The following is a 17,399-nucleotide window of genomic DNA, read 5'->3' as shown; positions in this document are numbered from 1 at the left end:
GAATGAATCGTGGTTTCTACACCATCATGGCGGCGCAGTTTTTCTCGTCGCTGGCAGACAATGCGCTGCTGTTCGTAGCCATTGACGTGCTGGTGAGGATGAGCGCCCCGGCTTCGCTGACGCCGCTCCTGAAGCTGTCATTCGTGCTGTTCTACGTGCTGCTGGCCGCATTCGTCGGCGCCTTTGCCGATTCGCTGCCGAAAGGCCGCGTCATGTTCATCGCCAACCTGATCAAGATCTTCGGTTGCGCCCTGATGTTCCTGACCGTGCACCCGCTGGTGGCCTATGCCGTCGTCGGCTTCGGCGCCGCCGTGTATTCGCCGGCGAAGTACGGCATCCTGACCGAACTGCTGCCGCCGGAAAAACTCGTCGCCGCCAACGGCTGGATCGAAGGCCTGACCGTGATGTCGATCATCTTCGGCACCGTGATGGGCGGCGCGCTGGTGAGCGAACAGGGGTCAAGCCTGCTGCTCGGCTTCGACTTCCCCCTCATCGACACCGGCGTGGACAGCATCAGCGAAGCGGCGATGGCGGTTGTCGCCGGGATCTACCTGCTGGCCACCCTGTTCAACCTGCGCATTCCCGACACCGGCGCCCGCTACGAGCACCAGGAACGCAATCCGATGAAGCTGATTGGCGACTTCGCCAACTGCTCGGCGACGCTGTGGAAGGACAAGCTGGGCCAGATTTCGCTGGCCGTGACGACCCTGTTCTGGGGCGCTGGCGCGACCCTGCAGCTGATCGTGCTGAAATGGGCCGAGCGCTCCCTGCACATGCCGCTCGACAAGGCGACCAGCCTGATCGGCGTGGTCGCGATCGGCGTGGCGATCGGTGCGGCGCTGGCCGCCCACGTCGTGCCCCTGAAAAAGTCGCTGACGGTCATCCCGATGGGCATCTTCATGGGCCTGGTCGTGACGATCATGGTGTTCGTCCATGACGTGATCATCGCCTACCCGCTGCTGGCCCTGATCGGCTTCCTGTCTGGGTTCTTCGTGGTGCCGATGAACGCGCTGCTGCAGCACCGCGGCCACGTCCTGATGAGCGCCGGGCATTCGATCGCGGTACAGAACTTCAACGAAAACCTGTCGATCCTGACCATGCTCGCCCTGTACGCGATCATGATCACGCTGAACCTGAACCTGGACGTGATCATCGTCCTGTTCGGCCTGTCGATCGCCGGCGTCACCACCCTCATCCTGCGCCTGCACCTGCGCAACCAGAAGCAGCACGATTCGCTGGCGCTGATTGGGGAACACAAGCACTGAGCCGCGGGTATGCCACCCGTAGGGTGCGCGGGGCCGCCGAGGCACCCCGTGCGCACGCGGTACGGACGTATGCAAACGGCTAGGTGCGGTGAGGTGTCGCTCGCCGGCCCAAAACCCGGTCACTTGATCCACGAGCCAAGGGGTGGATATGCCGCGGAGCGGGTCGTTGCGGCATGCGGCTTTGGTTAGGGTCGTAACGCGTGGGCACGGGGGCCACCCTACGGTGGCAAACGATATTTGCAATTATTGCAATTTTACCAAACAATATTTCGCGTCGTATCCTGCGCGCGCCGCGCCTCGGCACGCGCGCGCCAGTCGTTCGGCACGATGAAACCGCGCTCGACCTCTTCCACGCATCCCGGCTCTGCGCGCACGCTTGCTACCAGCACGGGCGACGGCGAGCTCTCGAACCGCGCCTCCAGCTCCGCATGCAGCTGGGCGCGGTTCAGTATCGCATCCGCCTGCGCCGCACGAAACGGCGCCAGCCATTGCAGCTTCGGCAGGACGAGAAAGGCATCGGCGCCGAGTGTGTCGAGCTCCTCGAGCGCGCACCAGAAGCCGCGGCAGTGGCCGGCGGTGACGCCGCTCATCGCCGGCCAGCTGCCGGCCGGATAAAACAGCCAGCCTTTCACGAGTGCGCGAGCACGTACCACCGGCCGCGGCAACAGCGCCTGCGCCGCCGGATGCGCGCCCAGCTCCAGCTGGCGCTCAAAAAATCTTGCGCATCTTCGCGCCCAGGCTGTCGGCCAGGTTCGGGCCGACCAGCGCATCGAAACGGTCGCCGGCCTCGCCCTGCAGCAGATAGAACTTGGTGGCGAACTCGATGTGCTCGGCGCCATCCGGTCCGGCATCGAGCAGGAAGTCGAACTCGCCGACGGTGTCGTTGCGGCTGGCGCGCGGATCTGCAGGCCGTGCGCCAGCAGCCTGCCCTGCTGCTGGAAGTAGAAGGCCATCAGCTTTTCGGCGTACAGGTCGAGGCGCGTGTAGACGCGGGGCCCGAGCGCGGCATCGAGTTCGGCCGGGTCGTGATCGAGCGCGCGCAGCCGGGCATCGACCTCAGGCGTCACCGGGCCGGTGGTCGCGATGCGGCCCCTGCCAGTGCGGCGCATCGGCATCGAGCAGGTCGGGAGAATCGAGCAGCCAGGCCAGGGCGCGCACCCGCGCGCGCCGCAGGTGGGACCAGCGGCGGTGAAAACCTTCCTGGTAGCTAGCGGCCGCGTCGCGCATGGGCAGCTCGCGCCCGGCACAGGTCCGCCCAGGCCAGGGCCTTGTCGGCGCCGCGGCGCAGCAGTTCGCCCGGGTGCAGTGTGGCCACGAGGTCGGCCCCGCCGAAGGCGTGATTGCTGCCGCGGCTGCCCGCCAGCGGTTCCTGCAGGGGCTTGCCGAGCAGGCCATTCGCGGCGATCTGGCCCGGGGTCAGCACCGTGCCCGCGCCCGTCAAGGCAAGTTCGCGCTCAAGGAAAGGCCGGCAGGCGCGCGCTTCGTCCGCCGTGGGCGCGCGGTCGCCGCCGTTGGCACTGGCCGGACGGCATTTGACCAGGTTGGTGACATACACGTCGCGCTCGCGCGTGAGGCCAACGGCGCCCAGCATATTGTCGAGGAGTTTGCCGGCGTCGCCCGCCAGCGGCTGGCCCGCCTTTTCGTCGGCGGCGGTGGAGGCGCCGGCGGCGACGAACCAGCGCGCCGTTTGCGCACCGGCGCCATACACGGGCTCGCGGCCTTCGCAGGAGCCGCAGCGCTTGCAGCGCTTGATCGCCGCGTGGAGCTCAACCCAGTCCATGGCGGCGATGGCCTCATCGCTGTCGCCCGGTTCTTCCTCCACGACGGGCGGCGCGGGCGGTACCCACGGTGCCGGTGCGGGTGCGGAGGTCATGGGAACCTCTCCCCAGGCCGGATCGCGTGGCGGCGGCGGGATGACACCGGGCTCCCAGGCCGGCGCGGGCGCCGTGGCGGGCGCCGCCTCCTGCGCGGGCGGCTCGTCCACCGCATCGGGCTCCGGCTGCCGGCGCAGGCGCCACAGGGGTCCGATACCCATCTCGGCCAGGAACAGCTCGTCGCGTTCGCTTACCTTCATACACTGCACCTCATCACGATCGCGTCCTCGCGCTTGCCCTCATGGGCTGGATAATACCCCTTGCGGCGGCCGATTTCGTCGAAGCCGAAGCGCCGGTACACATGCAGCGCGCGCTCATTGGTGGGACGCACTTCGAGCAGCACGGATTCAGCGCCCATTTCCCTTGCACGCGCGCACAGCGTCTCGAGCAGATACCGGCCCAGGCCGGTGCCATGGCGCTCGCCCGCCACCGCCACGTCGAGCAGGTGGGCTTCGTCGAGCGCATACATCAGCAGGAAGTACCCGGCCAATTTGCCTTCCGCGTCGCGCAGCAGCCAGGCATCGTAGCCGGCGTCGAGCGAATCGGCGAAGTTGGCGCGGCTCCAGGGATGGGGGAACACGCTGCACTCGAGCGCATGGACTTCGTCGACGTCGCCGGGCCCCATCGGCACGAGGGCGAGGCCGGCGGCCGGACCGGCTGCAGACGCCATCGCGATGGCCGGCTCGGTGACCTTGCTACCATTCATGCTGCGGCCTTGCCGGCCGCGGCCTCGGCCGCCTTCGCGGCATTGATCACCCGGCGCTCGGCGCTGGTATAAGCCACCTTGTTGCGCAGGTAGAGCGGCTGGGCCTGGGCCGCGGGCAGGCCCTCGCCCCGGGCCAAGGCGCGTACGCCCAGCAGCGCCAGCTCGCGCGCATGCGGAACGATCGTGGCGTCGGCCTGCGCGGCAAAGGCCTTGCCTTCAAACGCTTGCGGATAAACGGCGAAACCGTTGCCGCAGGCAGCGAGCGGCCCATCCGCCGGCAGCGGCGCGACGGCTTCCGGGCTGGACAGGGTCGGACCGGCCGCGACCTGCCAGCCGCTTTCGTCGTCCGGGTAGCGGTATTGCGCCCAGTAGACCTCGTTCATGCGCGCATCCAGCACCGCCAGCACCTCGCCCGCGCCGGTGCGCGCACGGCAGGCCTCGGCCATCGCCTCCGGGGTGATGAGCGGCAGCACCGGCAGGTCGGCACCAAAGGCCAGGCCCCGGGCAACGCCGCAGGCCGTACGCACGCCGGTAAAGGACCCGGGGCCGGCGCCAAAGGCGACAGCGTCGACGTCCGCGAGCGCCAGGCCCGCTTCGCGCAGCAGTTCCTGCACCATCGGCAGCACGGATTGCGAATGGGTGCGTACGCCGTCGGATTCGCGCGAGAAGGTGGTGGCGCCATGATGCAGCGCGCAGGAGGCGAGTTCCGACGAAGTTTCGATGGCAAGGATGATAGGCATGCGCTATTTTAACCCGCCGCGGCAGGGCCGGCCATGGCCCGCGGGCTTGCCGCCACACCTCCCGTTGCTGCCGAAACCCTTTCTCCAAGGTAGAATTCGCCCATGCAAAGCCTGACCCTCGACTCCAGCAACCGCGACCAGCTCGCCGACGCCCTTGCCGCCGGCCGCTGGGTCGTCGCCTGCCTCTGCGCCGCCTGGTGCGGCACCTGCGGCTCCTACCGCGCCGCCTTCGAAGGCCTGGCCGCCCGCCATCCGGACAAGACCTTCGTTTGGATCGATGTCGAGGACGAATCCGATGTCGTCGGCGACCTGGATGTCGAGAACTTCCCTACCTTGTTAGTCCAGCGCGGCGAGACAGTCGCTTTCTTTGGCACCATGCTGCCGGACGCGCAGGTGGCTGACCGGCTGGTGCAGGCGCAGGCGGAGCTGTCGGCGCAAGAGCTGACGCGCCTGAGCCAGGCGAGCGAGGAAAGGCGTGGCTGGCAGCGGGATTGTAATTTAAGGGAGTTGTTGCAACAGGCTGAATAAGAGGCGGGCGGCGCTCTATTGCGACAACGCATCTGCTTGCAAACCTGAGGCCTGGGAAATGCATTGGCGGCGTGCTCCGGCAAAACAACTTCCGTTTATCTGCCACGTGCAACATTAAAGGCAAATGCCGGCACCGCCAAATTCATATTGGCCGTGCCGGCATTTTCAATTTGACGAACTAGTTATTGCATTTCCGCGTGCGAGCGCAAAACTGAAACCAATTCGCCGAATTTGTTTTCCGCGAATTAACGCGCGGTGGTATTGGTGGTGCGGTGATGATCGTCGTGCTTGCGGCGCAGGCCGAGGAGACCCGCCAGGCCCAGCAGGCCGAGCCAGCCGTAGTCATGGTCTTCTTCCTGCACCGGGACCGTCTGGGTCGTGGTGGTGGAGCCCGTGGTGGCAGTGTCGGCGGCCGTATTTTGAGCATGCAGCGGCAGTGCGCAGGCAGCGGTCAGCGAAACGGCGAGAATGGTTCGACCTGCAATAGCTTGTACTTTTTTCATAATTCACTCCTGGGTTATTGAACGTCGATTTTAATTAATGGCTAACCACTATCTTGCAAGCCTCTGCAAGAAGCGGATTCAACCGTGAAGCCAGTATAGACAATTCAATATGCATAGCGCGTTCGCTAGCCTTCAGGAAATAAGACACGCCCACCCCTATTTTACGAAGCGCCTGAAAGTTTCTGCCGATCGGCGCTTAGCTGTATGCCAATGTATTTCCAGACGCAGGCCGGTGCACGATCGCGCAGCCAGCCGTGTGAAGTGGGAACGGGCGAATCGCTTACCATCGAACCGACACCGCATCCGGCTACGGCGCCGGTTCATTCGACCATTCGAAGGGAGTACCGCATGCTAAAACTAGGAAACATGGACAACTCGCGCGTCGACCGCTTGGGCGCCCTCGCCGCGCACATCGTCGAACATGCGCTGGCATCGGGCCTGAGCTGGGACGAATCCATCATCGCCTTCGGCATCGCGGCGAAAGCCATTGCCGCCCAGGCCGCGGTGGAAGGCACCGGCACCCTGGACGCCTGCGTCGCGCACGCGGCCAACCGCCTGCAGTACGGCATGGACCAGGGCGCGGATGTGCTGAAGGCTTACCTGCGCTGAAATGGTTCGCCTGCCTCCAGCGCCTGCGCCAGGCTTCGGATCAGCGGGGCGAAATCGCCGTACAATCAGGCTATCCTTGAAGGAACGACAACAAGACTGGAGGAGACACGATGCAACAGAGCCTGAGCTATGTCCACGGTGGCCACGACGTCCCCCTCATCGGCCAGACGATCGGCCCCTTCCTGGCCGACATCGCCGCCCGCCATGGGGACAACGAGGCGCTGGTGGTGCCGCACCAGGGCGTGCGCTGGACTTACCGCGAATTCGACGAGCGCGTCACGCGCCTGGCGGCCGGCCTGCTGGCGCTTGGCCTGCAGCCGGGCGAGCGCATCGGCATCTGGTCGCAGAACTGCGCCGAATGGGTGCTGGTGCAGTTCGCCACCGCGCGCGCCGGCCTCATCCTCGTCAACATCAACCCGGCCTACCGCCGCTCCGAACTCGAGTACGTGCTGGAGAAAGTCGGTTGCCGCGCGCTGATCCTGGCGCCCAGCTTCAAGTCGAGCGACTACATCGGCATCGTCAATGACGTGATTCCCGAGTTGGCCGCGAGCGAACCGGGCCAGCTGGCCTCAACCCGCCTGCCCGAGCTGCGCCACCTGATCCGCCTCGGCAGCGACAGGACGCCCGGCATGCTCAATTTCGACGCATTGCTGGCCGAGCCGAGCCAGGCCCAGCGCCAGCAACTGGCCACCATTGAAGCGGCGCTGCAGTTCGACGATGCGGTGAACATCCAGTTCACCTCGGGCACCACCGGTTCGCCCAAGGGCGCCACGCTCACCCACCACAACATCCTGAACAATGGCTTTTTCGTCGGCGAAGCGATGAAGCTGTCGCAGCGCGACCGCCTCTGCATCCCGGTGCCGCTGTATCACTGCTTCGGCATGGTGCTGGGGAACCTGGCCTGCGTGACGCACGGCGCGACGATGGTGTTCCCGGGCGAGAGCTTCGAGCCGAAGTCGGTACTGGCCACGGTGCAGGCCGAGCGCTGCACGGGCCTGCATGGGGTGCCGACGATGTTCATTGCGCTTCTCGACCATCCCGATTTCGGCCAGTACGATCTGTCGACCCTGCGCACCGGCATCATGGCCGGCTCGCCCTGCCCGGCCGAGGTGATGGGCAGGGTCATCGAACGGATGCACCTGACGGAGATCACGATCGCCTACGGCATGACCGAGACCTCGCCAGTCAGCTTCCAGAGTGCGACCACCGACCCGGTACCGCTGCGGGTGTCGACCATCGGCCGCGTCCACCCTCACCTGGAAGTGAAGATCGTCGACGCCGACGGGCGCATCGTGCCGCGCGGCGTGAAGGGCGAGCTGCTCACGCGCGGCTATTCCGTCATGCTGGGCTACTGGGGCGACGAGGAGAAGACCCGCGAGACCATCGACGCGGCGCGCTGGATGCATACGGGAGACCTGGCGGTGATTGACGAACAGGGCTTTGCGACGATCGTCGGGCGGGCCAAGGACATGGTGATCCGCGGCGGCGAGAACATCTATCCGCGCGAGATCGAGGAATTCCTGTACCGCCACCCGAAGGTGCTCGACGTGCAGTGCGTGGGCGTGCCGGACGCGAAGTATGGCGAGGAACTGTGCGCCTGCATCGTGCTGCGCCCCGGCGAGAGCGCGCTGGAAGACGAGATCCGCGATTTCTGCAAGGGGCAGATCGCGCACTACAAGGTGCCGCGCTACATCCGTTTCGTCGACAGTTTCCCGATGACGGTGACGGGCAAGATCCAGAAATACCTGCTGCGCCAGCAGGTGACGACGGACCTGGGGCTGGCCGGGTGATCCGGGTTTCGTAGGGTGGACGCGGCCGGCGAGGCGGGTCTCCCGTCCGCCCTACGCGCGGGCTTACGTTAAAGGCGAGCGGTCCTACCCGAGCACGCGGCTGAACCGGATCGTATATTCCTGCTCGCGGCCCTCGGCCGTCCAGCGCTGGCGCGCTTCCAGGCCGGTCTCGCCGACGCGGTGCCAGGAAAAGCGGCTCGGGGCGCTGACCGGCTCGAAGACGGCGCTGTCGTCCTTGACCTCGGTGGCGCGCCAGCTGAGCTCTCCCCAGGTCGAAATGATCTCGCCATCCTTGAAAACGATGGTGCTGCCGTCCGCCGGGTCGATGAAAGCCGCGCTGGAATAGCTGTGCGAGCGAAAGGTGGCGGGGTCGAGCCGCTCGTATTCCTCGTAGAGCTCCTTGCCTTCCTTGTTCAGGCCCTGCCAGCGCCCGGTCAGGAATTGCAGTTTGGCGAAGTCGTCGATGCTGAACATGCGGGTCTCCCGGTCGTCACGGATGAGGTCAATGAAAACGGCGAAGGGACACGCTATCACGACGCCCGCGCGGACGCCGCCAGCTTGCGTGGCGCCTTCGGCGCCGCCATTACCCGCCCTTCAGGCCAGCCGCAGCGGCAGGCTGCGCAGGCGCTGCCCGGTCAGCTTGAACACGGCCGCCGCCACCGCCGGGGCAATCGGCGGCACGCCCGGCTCGCCCACGCCTTCCGGCGCCTCGGCGCTCGGTACGATCACGGTCTCGACCAGCGGTGCGCGGTCGATGCGCAGCACCGGATAGTCGCCGAAATTGCTTTGCTCGACGCGCCCATCCTTGATCGTGATTTCGCCGCCCAGCGCGGCGGACAGGCCGAACACCACCGCCCCTTCCATCTGCTGGGCCACGATGTTCGGGTTGACGACGATGCCGCAGTCGATTGCGCAGACGACCCGGTGCACGCGGACTTCCTTGTCTTCCACCGAGACCTCGGCCACCTGCGCGACGATGCTGCCGAAGGACTGGTGCAGCGCGACGCCATGGGCGCGCCCAGCCGCCGGAGTGCCCGCTTTCGCGACCGCCGCATCGAGCACGGCCAGGTGGCGCGGGTGGTCCTTCAGCAGTGACCGGCGATAGGCGACAGGATCCTGCCCGGCCGCATGCGCCACCTCGTCCATGAAGGACTCCTTGAAGAAGGCATTGTGCGAGTGGCCGACCGAGCGCCAGTAACCGAGCGGCACGGCGCTGTCGACGATGACATGGCGGATGCGCTGGTTGCGGATCTCGTACTGCATGTCGTACTCGCCCTCGGCCGTGGTCTTGTCCGGCCCCATGCCCGGGAGACCCAGGTTGCGCGGGAAGTACTGGTGGCCGATGGCGCCGCTGGCGGACTTGTTGTCCCAGGCCAGCAGGCGGCCGTCGCTGCCAAGCCGCGCGGTAAAAAGCGCGCCAGCGCGGCCGGACGATACACGTCGTGGGCGGTGTCGTCCTCGCGCGTCCAGATCAGCTGCACGGGCTGGCCTTCGGTGCGCAGCGCGATGGCGACGGCCTGCGCCACCATGTCGCCCTCGAGGCGCCGGCCGAAGCCGCCGCCGAGCAGCATCACCTCGATGGCGACATCCTCGCGCGCCACGCCGGCTACCTTGGCGGCGACGTCGACGGCAATGCTCGGCACCTGGGTCGACACCCACAATGTCACCTTGCCGTTCGCGACCTGGGCCGTGCAGTTGATCGGCTCCATGGCGGCGTGGGCGAGGAAGGGAGCGCGGTACTCGGCCGTGACGGTCTTCGCCACGCCATCGGCGTCCTGGCTGCCGCTCTCGAAATAGGCGTAGCCGGATGCGTTGTCGAGCGCGTCGGCAAAGCCCCGGAAGATCGATTGCGAGGACAGCTTCGCCACGCCCTCCTCGTCCCAGCGCACGGTCAGCGCGGCGGCGGCGGTTTTCGCCTGCCACCAGCTGCGCGCGATCACGGCCACGCCGGCACCGGCGCCGGCATACGGGCCAACCGAGGAAGAGACGTCCACCACGCGCACGACGCCCGGCATCGCCAGCACGCTCGAGGCGTCGTACCAGGCCACGCGTGCGCCAATGACCGGGGCCATGCGCAGCGCCGCGTACAGCATGCCGGGCGGGCGCGCGTCGATGCCGAAGCGCGCGCTGCCATCGACCTTGCCGGGCGTGTCGCGGCGCGGCAGGGGTTTGCCGATCAGGCGGAATTCGCGCGGCTCCTTCAGCTTGACGTCGCCCGCGTCGATGCCGGCACCGACCTTGGCCGCGCGCCCCACCAGGCTGGCGTACGAGGCGCGGCGCCCGTCGCGGTGGATGACGAACCCGTTCTCGGTGCGGCAGTGGGCGACAGGTGCCTTCCACGCTTCGGCGGCGGCCTTGACCAGCATCGCGCGCGCCACCGCGCCCGCTTCGCGCATCGGCTGCCAGGCGTCCTTCACGCTGGTGGAGCCCCGGTGAACATGATGCCCAGCTCGCGCCCGATTTTCCCGAGCACCCACTGGGTGCCGTCCTTGACGTTGCCGCGCTCGTCCGGGTGGAAGGGCAGGTTTTCGCGCATCACGGCCAGGTTGCCGAAGATCTTGTCGATCGGCGCCGGGGCGATGCGCACGCTGGCGAGATCGGCATCGAGCTCCTCGGCCAGCAGCATGGGCAGCGCCGTGTGTACGCCCTGCCCCATCTCGCTGCGCGGGACCACGACCGAGACGATGCCGTCCGGCGCAATCGCGATCCAGCCATTGAGCGCCACCGCGCCATCCGCTACCGGCAGCGGCATGCTCGTGTGCAGGCGCTGGCGCGGCGGGCGCGTGCCCCAGCCGACCAGCAAGGCGCCGCCGGCCACCAGGCCGCCGAGCAGGAAGCGCCGGCGCGTGCGCGACGGCTGGCCGGCGCTAGGTGCCGGCGTCGTGCCGGGCGGGTTCGTGTCTCTCATTGTTCCTGGTTCCCCATTCTTGCAGCAGCACCTCTGGCGCCAGCGGCCGGCCGTACAGGTAACCCTGCGCGCGCGTGCAGCCGTGGCGCAGCAGGAAGGCGGCCTGCTCGTCGTTTTCCACCCCCTCGGCGATCACCGAGAGGTTCATGCTCTTGCCCAGCTGGATGATGGCGATCGCGATCGCCTCGTCGTTGGAGTCGAGCGCGATGTCCTTGATGAAGCTGCGGTCGATCTTCAATACGTCCACCGGCAGCTGTTTCAGGTAGGCCAGCGAAGAGTAGCCGGTGCCGAAGTCGTCGATGGCCAGGCCCACGCCCAGCGCATGCAGCTGGTGCACGAAGGCCGTGGCGTCGGCATTGTCCATGATGACCGACTCCGTCACTTCCAGCTGCAGGCGCGCCGGCGCGAGGCCCGTGGCCGCCAGCGCGGCGCTTACCAGCGGCGCCATCGCCCCGCGCTCGACCTGGCGCACCGACAGGTTCACCGCCATCTTCGGCACCGCCAGCCCGGCCGCGTCCCAGCGTACCATCTGGCGGCAGGCCTCGAACAGGACCCATTCGCCGAGCTGGTTGATGAAGCCCGAATCTTCGGCCATCGGAATGAAGCGCACCGGGCTGACCAGACCCAGCTCGGGATTCTGCCAGCGCACCAGCGCCTCGACGCCGATCAGGCGGGAACTGGCAATTTCCACCTGCGGCTGGTATTCGAGGAAGAATTCGTTGCGTTCGATCGCGCGCCGCAGCAGCGCGTCCATGCGCAGGCGTTCGATGCCCTCGCCATCCATCTCGGGCGCATAGAACTGGTAGCCATTGCGCCCGCGCGACTTGGCCTGGTACATGGCGACATCGGCGTTGCGGATCAGGAGGTTCGGGTCCTGGCCGTCGTCCGGGAACACGCTGATGCCGATGCTGCCGGTGACGAACAGCTCGTGGCCGGACACGGTGAAGGGCTGTTCGAACAGCGCCATCATCTTGGCCGCCACCTGGCCGGCGCCGAAGCCGCCCGCCACGTGTTCGAGCAGGACGATGAATTCGTCGCCGCCCAGGCGCGCCAGGGGTGTCGCCGTCGCGCAGGCGCTCGCCCGGGGCGGCGGCCACCTGCTTGAGGAGCTCGTCGCCGACGTGGTGGCCAAGGGTGTCGTTGACGTTCTTGAAGCGGTCCAGGTCGATGAACATCACGGCCAGCTGCTGCTGTTCGCGGGTGGCGCGGCCGATCGCATGCAGCAGGCGGTCCTGGAACAGCAGCCGGTTCGGCAGGCTGGTGAGCGGGTCGTGGTGGGCCAGGTAGTCGAGTTTTTCCTGCGACTCCTTCAGGCGCGTGATGTCGGAGAAGACGCCGACATAATGCGTCACCTCGCCGGCATCGTTGCGCACCGTGGAGACGGTCAGCCACTCGAGATAGGTCTCGCCGTCCTTGCGCGTGCTCCACAGTTCGCCGCGCCAGAAGCCGGTCTCGGCCACCTGTCGCAGCATGCCGGCATGGGCCTCGCCGTCGTGGCGGCCGGCGCGCGTGACCAGCCAGGACTGGCCGACCACTTCCGCGCTGCTGTAGCCGGTGATGTGGCTGAAGGCAGGGTTGACGGTGACGATGGTGCCATGTGCGTCGACCACCATCACGCCGTCGGCGATGTGCTCGATCACGGTGGAGGACAGGCGCAGTTTTTCCTCGGCTGCCTTGCGCTCGGAGATGTCGGCAAAGACCCAGATGTTGCCCGCCTCGGGGCGGCCGGGATCGATCGAACTGCCGCTCACCAGGCACCACAGCAGGCTGCCGTCCTGGCGACGGAACTGGCGTTCGTGGCTGGGGTCGCCGCCGCGCGCGAGCACCGGGAAGTATTTGTCCTCGGCCCGGGCGTGCTCGTCGTCGCTGACGAACAGCACCGAGGCCGGCTTGCCGATCAGGCTGCCGTCGGGATAGCCGAACAGTTCTTCGGAGCGGCGGTTGACCGAGACGATGCGGCGCTCGCGCGTGAAGACGACGCCGAACATGACGTTGTCGAGGATCGCGCCCTGCTGGGCCAGCAGCGCTTCGATGCGCATTTCATTGTTCTTGCGCTCGCTGATGTCGGAAATGATGCCGTCGACCCAGAAGCCGGGCTGGCCGGGCCGGCCCTGCGGCTGGCCGCTTTCGAGCACCCAGCGTTCGCGCCCGAGGGCATCGGTAATGCGGTATTCGATCTCGTAGCTGCGTCCGGACAGGATGGCGTCGCGCGTGACCTGGCGCTGGATGCGCCGGTCTTCCGGCACCACCAGGTTCGACCAGTCTTCGGTGCTGCCGCGCATCAGGGTTGCCGCCGGGTAGCCGGAGATGTCTTCGATGGCGTCGCTGACGAACTCGATCGGGCCGCCCGGATGGGCGCGGAACACGGCGCCCGGCACCGGGTGACGATGGTGCGGAATTGTTCCTCGCGGCGCGCGACGTCGACGAACAGCTCGCGGATGGCCACCCGCATGCGCTCCATCTGGTAGCCAAGCCGCCCGAGTTCGCCGGTCGCTTCCAGTACCGGGGGGGTGTCGAAGTCGCCGCGCGAGAGGCGGTCGGAAAAAGCGGTCAGGGTGCGCAGCGGCATGCGCAGGCGGCGGCGCAGGAAGGTAAGGATCAGGCTCAGGGACACCAGCACCTGCACCGCCAGCACCAGCGCGTAGTCGCGCTGCTTGCGGTGCAGTTCCTGCTCGCTGCGCAGGTCGTCCATTTCGATCGTCAGCTGGCCGATGTGTTCGCCCCGGACGACAACGTCGCGGCTGGCCCGCACCACCCGGCCAAGGGGACGCGCGGGCGCGCGCGCATCGATGAATCCGGTGTCGGAGGTGCCGCGCACCTGGACGCGCACGACGGAAGGGTCGCGCATGACCGAGTCGACCAGCGAACGCGCCGCTTCGGTGTTCATGTTCCAGAGCGACTCCTGCATGCCGAGCGAGAGGATGTCGGCATTGCGCTGCAGGGTGTCGTTGAGTTCGGCGACGGTGGCGCGGCGTTCCTGCACGCCGAGCAGGAAGTAGCTCGCCAGCAGCGCCGGGATCACCAGGCCGCAGGCGACGACCACGAGCAGCGCGCCATAGATCGACCTGGCGTAGAGCCTGCTCAGTCTGGACGGTAAAGCGCGCACATCAATCCGGGGCATGGTAGTGGCCGCAATGGGTGGTGCCGGGGCTGCCGGCATGAATCGTGGAAAGGTCGACGCCGCGATTATGCACCTGCTTGTTGCCGAAAGTCACCAATTCCGCTGGTGACGGCGCACGCGAAACCGATAGTCGCAGACTGAGCGATCCCACTGGTTACGCCGCTATCATCGCACAGCCGCGCGCCGCCGAAGGTGCGCTTCTTAACGGTGCTCAGGTGTAATGACGATGCGCCCCGGCCGGGGCAGCCCACGGTCAGGTGTTGCGCCTGGGATAGCCCTGGGCCAGGATGCGCTCCCAGACGGCTTCCTTCTGCTCGGCGCTCATGACCACCCACTGGGAGACTTCGGCCACCGTGCGGCCGCAGCCGCGACAGATTTCGTCGAAGGTGGTGGAGCAGACCGCGACGCAGGGGGTGTCGGGACGCGGGGTCGTCCCGACAGGACGCGGGGTCGTCCCGACAGGACGCGGGGTCGTCCCGACAGGACGCGGGGTCGTCCCGACAGGACGCGGGGTCGTCCCGACAGGACGCGGGGTCGTCCCGACAGGACGCGGGGTCGTCCCGACAGGACGTTGCGACTCCGTGCGCTCCGGGTCGGCGGGCGTCGCGCCCATGTCAGCGGGCGGGGCCGACATCGAGCTTGTCCCAGCCGTCGTGGCCGAGCTTTTCCATGGTCTCGATATTCTTCTCGAAGATGTCGGCGGCATCCGGGAAGGCCTCGACGGCGCGCTCGATGCTGTCTTCGCGCAGCAGTTGCAGGATCGGGTAAGGCGCGCGGTTGGTGTAGTTCTCGATGTCGTTCTTGTCGGTATCGGCGAACTGGTAGTCGGGGTGGAAGCTGGCCACCTGCAGTTCGCCATCGAGGTGCATGTCCTCGACGGCGGCATCGGCGACATCGAGGAATTCGTTGTAGTCGAGGAAGTCGTTCAGCACGAAGGGGTGGATCAGCAGGGTGGTGTCGACCTGCTCCGCCGGCGTGTCCGAGAGCAATTGCAGCTCGTCCATCAGCTGCTCGAGGAGGGCCTCGGGCGTGCGCGCCGGCGAGACGACGTAGCGCACCTGCTCCTTGACATAGACGGACTTGGCAAACGGGCACAGGTTCAGGCCGATGACGGCCCGCTCCAGCCAGCCGCGGGTGGCGGCGACGATGGCGTCGTCGTCGGCATTGGTATTAGCGGTACTCATGTGATGCTCTCAGATAGTGAACCGCGCAGGCGAAGGTGCAAGGCGGTGTTACCCGGATTGTACGCACAGTTTGCGTGCGCTCATAGGCCACTCATCCATGGCGCGTAAGTTCGTTTCATGGCGAACGCGGCTGCCATCCCCGGCCCGTATTGGTAAGCAAACAAGCATGCGGAATGGTTGAGTTGTTTCCTTGTAGAATGTTGTTCTATCCAAATATTGGGCATACTCGGTGGGGTATCCGTTTTTCTTACCCTCCGCACCCTATGTAAAATTCTTTGCCAGATCCGCATACCCCATGCGTTCGTTATCAAAGGAATCGCGTGTTAGCAAAAAATATAGACAAAAAATTTTGTAACCGTGGTCCCGAATTGCTTGACTGGCTCGACAGCTGCTACTTACACTGCCCCCTTATCGTCAGTCCGCAGTTCCTGGACGCAACACTGGAAGGCTATGTACGACATGACCCGCAAACACTCTATCGCTACGGCACTGGCGCTGCTCCTCTCGGCACCGCTGGCCCACGCCATCGACACCGCTCCGGTCAGCGCCATGCAGAATGCTGCCGTCGCGCGCCCTGCCCTCGGCACCGGCCCGGCCGCTTTCAGCAACGTGCAGCTGAAAGTCGACGAATACAAGGAAACCGACGTCTGGGGCCGCATCCGCAGCGGTTATGCGATTCCCGACATCAGCAACAACCTGGTCGAGCGCCACGTGCGCTCCTATAGCAGCAAGCCCGACTACATGGCGCGCATCTCCGGCCGCGCCTCCCTGTACCTGTTCCACGTCGTCCAGGAACTGGAAAAGCGCAACATGCCGACCGAACTGGCCCTGCTGCCGGTGATCGAATCGGCCTTCAACCCGCAGGCGCTGTCGACCGCCGACGCAGCCGGCATCTGGCAGTTCGTGCCTGGCACGGGCCGCGACTTCAACCTCAAGCAGAACACGTTCAAGGACGAGCGCCGCGGTGTGCTCGCCTCGACCGACGCCGCCCTGACCTACCTGCAGCGCCTGTACACGATGTTCGGCGACTGGCAGCTGGCCCTGGCCGCCTATAACTGGGGCGAAGGCAACGTGCAGCGCGCGATCAAGAAGAACCAGTCGCTGGGCAAGCCAACCGATTTCGAAAGCCTGGCCGAGCTGATGCCGGCGGAAACGCGCAACTACGTGCCGAAGCTCCAGGCCGTCAAGAACATCGTCGCCAACCCCGGCCAGTACAATGTCTCCCTGCCGGCGATCGAAAACCAGCCGTATTTCACGGCCATTGACAAGACCAGCGACATCGACCTGGTCATTGCCGCCCAGCTGGCGGAAATGTCGGTGGCCGAGTTCAAGGCGCTGAACCCGCAATTCAAGCGCCCCGTCATCACCGGCGACGACCGCACCAAGATCCTGCTGCCGCAAAAGAACGCCGAGAAATTCCACCTGAACCTGGCGCAATGGGGTCAGGCACTGTCGACCTGGACCACGCACAAGATCACGGGCGCCAAGGAAAGCATCGCTTCGCTCGCGTCGAAGTTCGGCACCACCCCGGAAGTCATTCGCCAGGCCAACAACATCCCGGCACAGACCCGCCTGAAGGCCGGTTCGACCATCCTGGTGCCGAAAACCTCGGCCACCATGCACTCGGACATCGCCGAGAACATCGTCGACGGCGCCGTCATGGCACTGGAAGCGGACCGCGGCGACAAGCGCAGCGGCGCCCGCACCCAGCGTTTCAAGACCAAGGCCGTAGCCGGTACGCGCGTGAGCCGCGGCACTGACAGCCGCCGCAAGCACCGTTGAAAAAAGCACCCGGTCCGCCGGGTGCGCTACAATCAACCACGCAGCGCAAAATTCGCCCACACGATTCTTGCGCTGCATCAAATCGACGACACTCTGCACGCTTTCCCAAAGTGCTGTATAGTGTCGTTTGTGCGTTGCAATACAGGTCGCGACACCCAGTCGCCCGACAAGCAGCGCGCAAAGCCAAACACAGCAGTTTAACAAGCAGCATCGCAGCCAGGCATACCGTGTCCGGTAGCCTTCCATAAAGCCCTCCCGCCCTGCGTGTCGATCCTTGACACCGTCCCGGCGCAAAGCTTTTGTGCCGAAATTTCTTTCATCTCTGAGTCATTTCGTTCTGTTGGTTCGCGTTGCTATTTCGCGCTCGTCACCACGACCGAGCGCGGATC

General features: G+C 66.2%; 15 protein-coding genes and 5 pseudogenes. 5 read left to right on the top strand and 15 right to left on the bottom strand.

The features are described 5' to 3' along the window. The first annotated feature begins 2 nt into the window (after positions 1–2). Complete coding sequence (gene lplT / locus G4G31_RS13185; protein WP_182988079.1) at positions 3–1,265, top strand: lysophospholipid transporter LplT; 1,263 nt, start codon at positions 3–5, stop codon at positions 1,263–1,265. Between the two features lie 254 nt (positions 1,266–1,519). Here lplT and G4G31_RS28365 read toward each other — a convergent pair whose 3' ends face one another. The 7 genes and pseudogenes from G4G31_RS28365 to tsaB all read right to left on the bottom strand — a co-directional run bounded on the left by G4G31_RS28365 (position 1,520) and on the right by tsaB (position 4,585). Next, positions 1,520–2,068 (bottom strand): DUF1853 family protein, encoded by a 549-nt coding sequence (locus tag G4G31_RS28365; RefSeq protein ID WP_374011308.1) that lies wholly within the window; start codon positions 2,066–2,068, stop codon positions 1,520–1,522. Continuing rightward, positions 2,064–2,123: pseudogene (locus G4G31_RS29110) on the bottom strand (hypothetical protein); the annotation flags it as partial. The gene G4G31_RS28365 and the pseudogene G4G31_RS29110, both read right to left, overlap by 5 nt. Before the next feature lie 98 nt (positions 2,124–2,221). Then, positions 2,222–2,374, bottom strand: a pseudogene (locus tag G4G31_RS28355) (DUF1853 domain-containing protein); the annotation flags it as partial. Next, complete coding sequence (locus G4G31_RS28350) at positions 2,322–2,492, bottom strand: hypothetical protein (protein ID WP_308621444.1); 171 nt, start codon at positions 2,490–2,492, stop codon at positions 2,322–2,324. The gene G4G31_RS28350 and the pseudogene G4G31_RS28355, both read right to left, overlap by 53 nt. After that, positions 2,473–3,339 (bottom strand): uracil-DNA glycosylase, encoded by an 867-nt coding sequence (locus G4G31_RS13175; RefSeq protein WP_182988078.1) that lies wholly within the window; start codon positions 3,337–3,339, stop codon positions 2,473–2,475. The genes G4G31_RS28350 and G4G31_RS13175 overlap by 20 nt, the downstream gene beginning before the upstream one ends. Beyond that, entirely contained in the window at positions 3,336–3,809 is a 474-nt protein-coding gene (rimI, locus tag G4G31_RS13170; RefSeq protein ID WP_182991780.1) for a ribosomal protein S18-alanine N-acetyltransferase, read from the bottom strand. Before rimI ends, G4G31_RS13175 begins: the two co-directional genes overlap by 4 nt. A 32-nt stretch (positions 3,810–3,841) precedes the next feature. Further along, positions 3,842–4,585, bottom strand: coding sequence for a tRNA (adenosine(37)-N6)-threonylcarbamoyltransferase complex dimerization subunit type 1 TsaB (gene tsaB, locus G4G31_RS13165; protein ID WP_182988077.1), 744 nt, complete (start codon positions 4,583–4,585; stop codon positions 3,842–3,844). A gap of 102 nt (positions 4,586–4,687) precedes the next feature. Between tsaB and G4G31_RS13160 the strand changes: the two genes are divergently transcribed. Next, a complete protein-coding gene (locus G4G31_RS13160) occupies positions 4,688–5,113 on the top strand; it encodes a thioredoxin family protein (RefSeq protein WP_182988076.1) in 426 nt (141 codons plus the stop codon). Positions 5,114–5,358: 245 nt separating this feature from the next. On the opposite strand, the gene G4G31_RS13155 is transcribed toward G4G31_RS13160, so the two are convergent. Further along, positions 5,359–5,616, bottom strand: a complete 258-nt coding sequence (locus tag G4G31_RS13155; RefSeq protein WP_182988075.1) for a WGxxGxxG family protein — start codon at positions 5,614–5,616, stop codon at positions 5,359–5,361. Positions 5,617–5,964: 348 nt separating this feature from the next. Here G4G31_RS13155 and G4G31_RS13150 point away from each other — a divergent pair, with 348 nt between their 5' ends. After that, positions 5,965–6,225 carry a hypothetical protein gene (locus G4G31_RS13150; RefSeq protein WP_182988074.1) on the top strand — a complete coding sequence of 87 codons (261 nt, stop codon included), beginning with the start codon at positions 5,965–5,967 and terminating at the stop codon, positions 6,223–6,225. A 110-nt stretch (positions 6,226–6,335) separates the two neighbouring features. Beyond that, the gene (locus G4G31_RS13145) at positions 6,336–8,015 is read left to right on the top strand and encodes an AMP-binding protein (RefSeq protein ID WP_182988073.1); all 1,680 of its coding nucleotides are present in this window, start codon (positions 6,336–6,338) and stop codon (positions 8,013–8,015) included. 84 nt (positions 8,016–8,099) lie between these two features. Here G4G31_RS13145 and G4G31_RS13140 read toward each other — a convergent pair whose 3' ends face one another. From G4G31_RS13140 to G4G31_RS13120, 7 genes and pseudogenes are all read right to left on the bottom strand, one after another. Continuing rightward, the gene (locus tag G4G31_RS13140) at positions 8,100–8,489 is read right to left on the bottom strand and encodes a hypothetical protein (protein ID WP_182988072.1); all 390 of its coding nucleotides are present in this window, start codon (positions 8,487–8,489) and stop codon (positions 8,100–8,102) included. 120 nt (positions 8,490–8,609) lie between these two features. Next, a pseudogene (locus G4G31_RS13135) lies at positions 8,610–10,923 on the bottom strand (molybdopterin cofactor-binding domain-containing protein). After that, entirely contained in the window at positions 10,883–11,932 is a 1,050-nt protein-coding gene (locus tag G4G31_RS28345) for a bifunctional diguanylate cyclase/phosphodiesterase (protein ID WP_308621442.1), read from the bottom strand. The pseudogene G4G31_RS13135 and the gene G4G31_RS28345 overlap by 41 nt, the downstream one beginning before the upstream one ends. 103 nt (positions 11,933–12,035) lie before the next feature. Next, positions 12,036–13,289 (bottom strand): annotated as a pseudogene (locus G4G31_RS28340) (PAS domain S-box protein); the annotation flags it as partial. Continuing rightward, positions 13,205–14,044 carry a hypothetical protein gene (locus tag G4G31_RS28335; protein WP_308621440.1) on the bottom strand — a complete coding sequence of 280 codons (840 nt, stop codon included), beginning with the start codon at positions 14,042–14,044 and terminating at the stop codon, positions 13,205–13,207. The pseudogene G4G31_RS28340 and the gene G4G31_RS28335, both read right to left, overlap by 85 nt. Positions 14,045–14,297: 253 nt before the next feature. Then, positions 14,298–14,462 (bottom strand): annotated as a pseudogene (locus tag G4G31_RS26070) (DUF1289 domain-containing protein); the annotation flags it as partial. Between the two features lie 196 nt (positions 14,463–14,658). After that, positions 14,659–15,228 carry a DUF1415 domain-containing protein gene (locus G4G31_RS13120; RefSeq protein WP_182988070.1) on the bottom strand — a complete coding sequence of 190 codons (570 nt, stop codon included), beginning with the start codon at positions 15,226–15,228 and terminating at the stop codon, positions 14,659–14,661. A 459-nt stretch (positions 15,229–15,687) separates the two neighbouring features. On the opposite strand from G4G31_RS13120, the gene G4G31_RS13115 reads away from it, so the two are divergent. Continuing rightward, the gene (locus tag G4G31_RS13115; protein WP_182988069.1) at positions 15,688–17,010 is read left to right on the top strand and encodes a transglycosylase SLT domain-containing protein; all 1,323 of its coding nucleotides are present in this window, start codon (positions 15,688–15,690) and stop codon (positions 17,008–17,010) included. Positions 17,011–17,399 lie beyond the last annotated feature (389 nt).

The sequence above is a fragment of the Massilia sp. Se16.2.3 genome (assembly GCF_014171595.1).
Classification (GTDB): Bacteria; Pseudomonadota; Gammaproteobacteria; order Burkholderiales; family Burkholderiaceae_D; genus Telluria.
The sequence above is the reverse complement of the archived record's forward strand: the minus strand, read 5'-3'. Positions and strand labels throughout refer to the sequence as shown.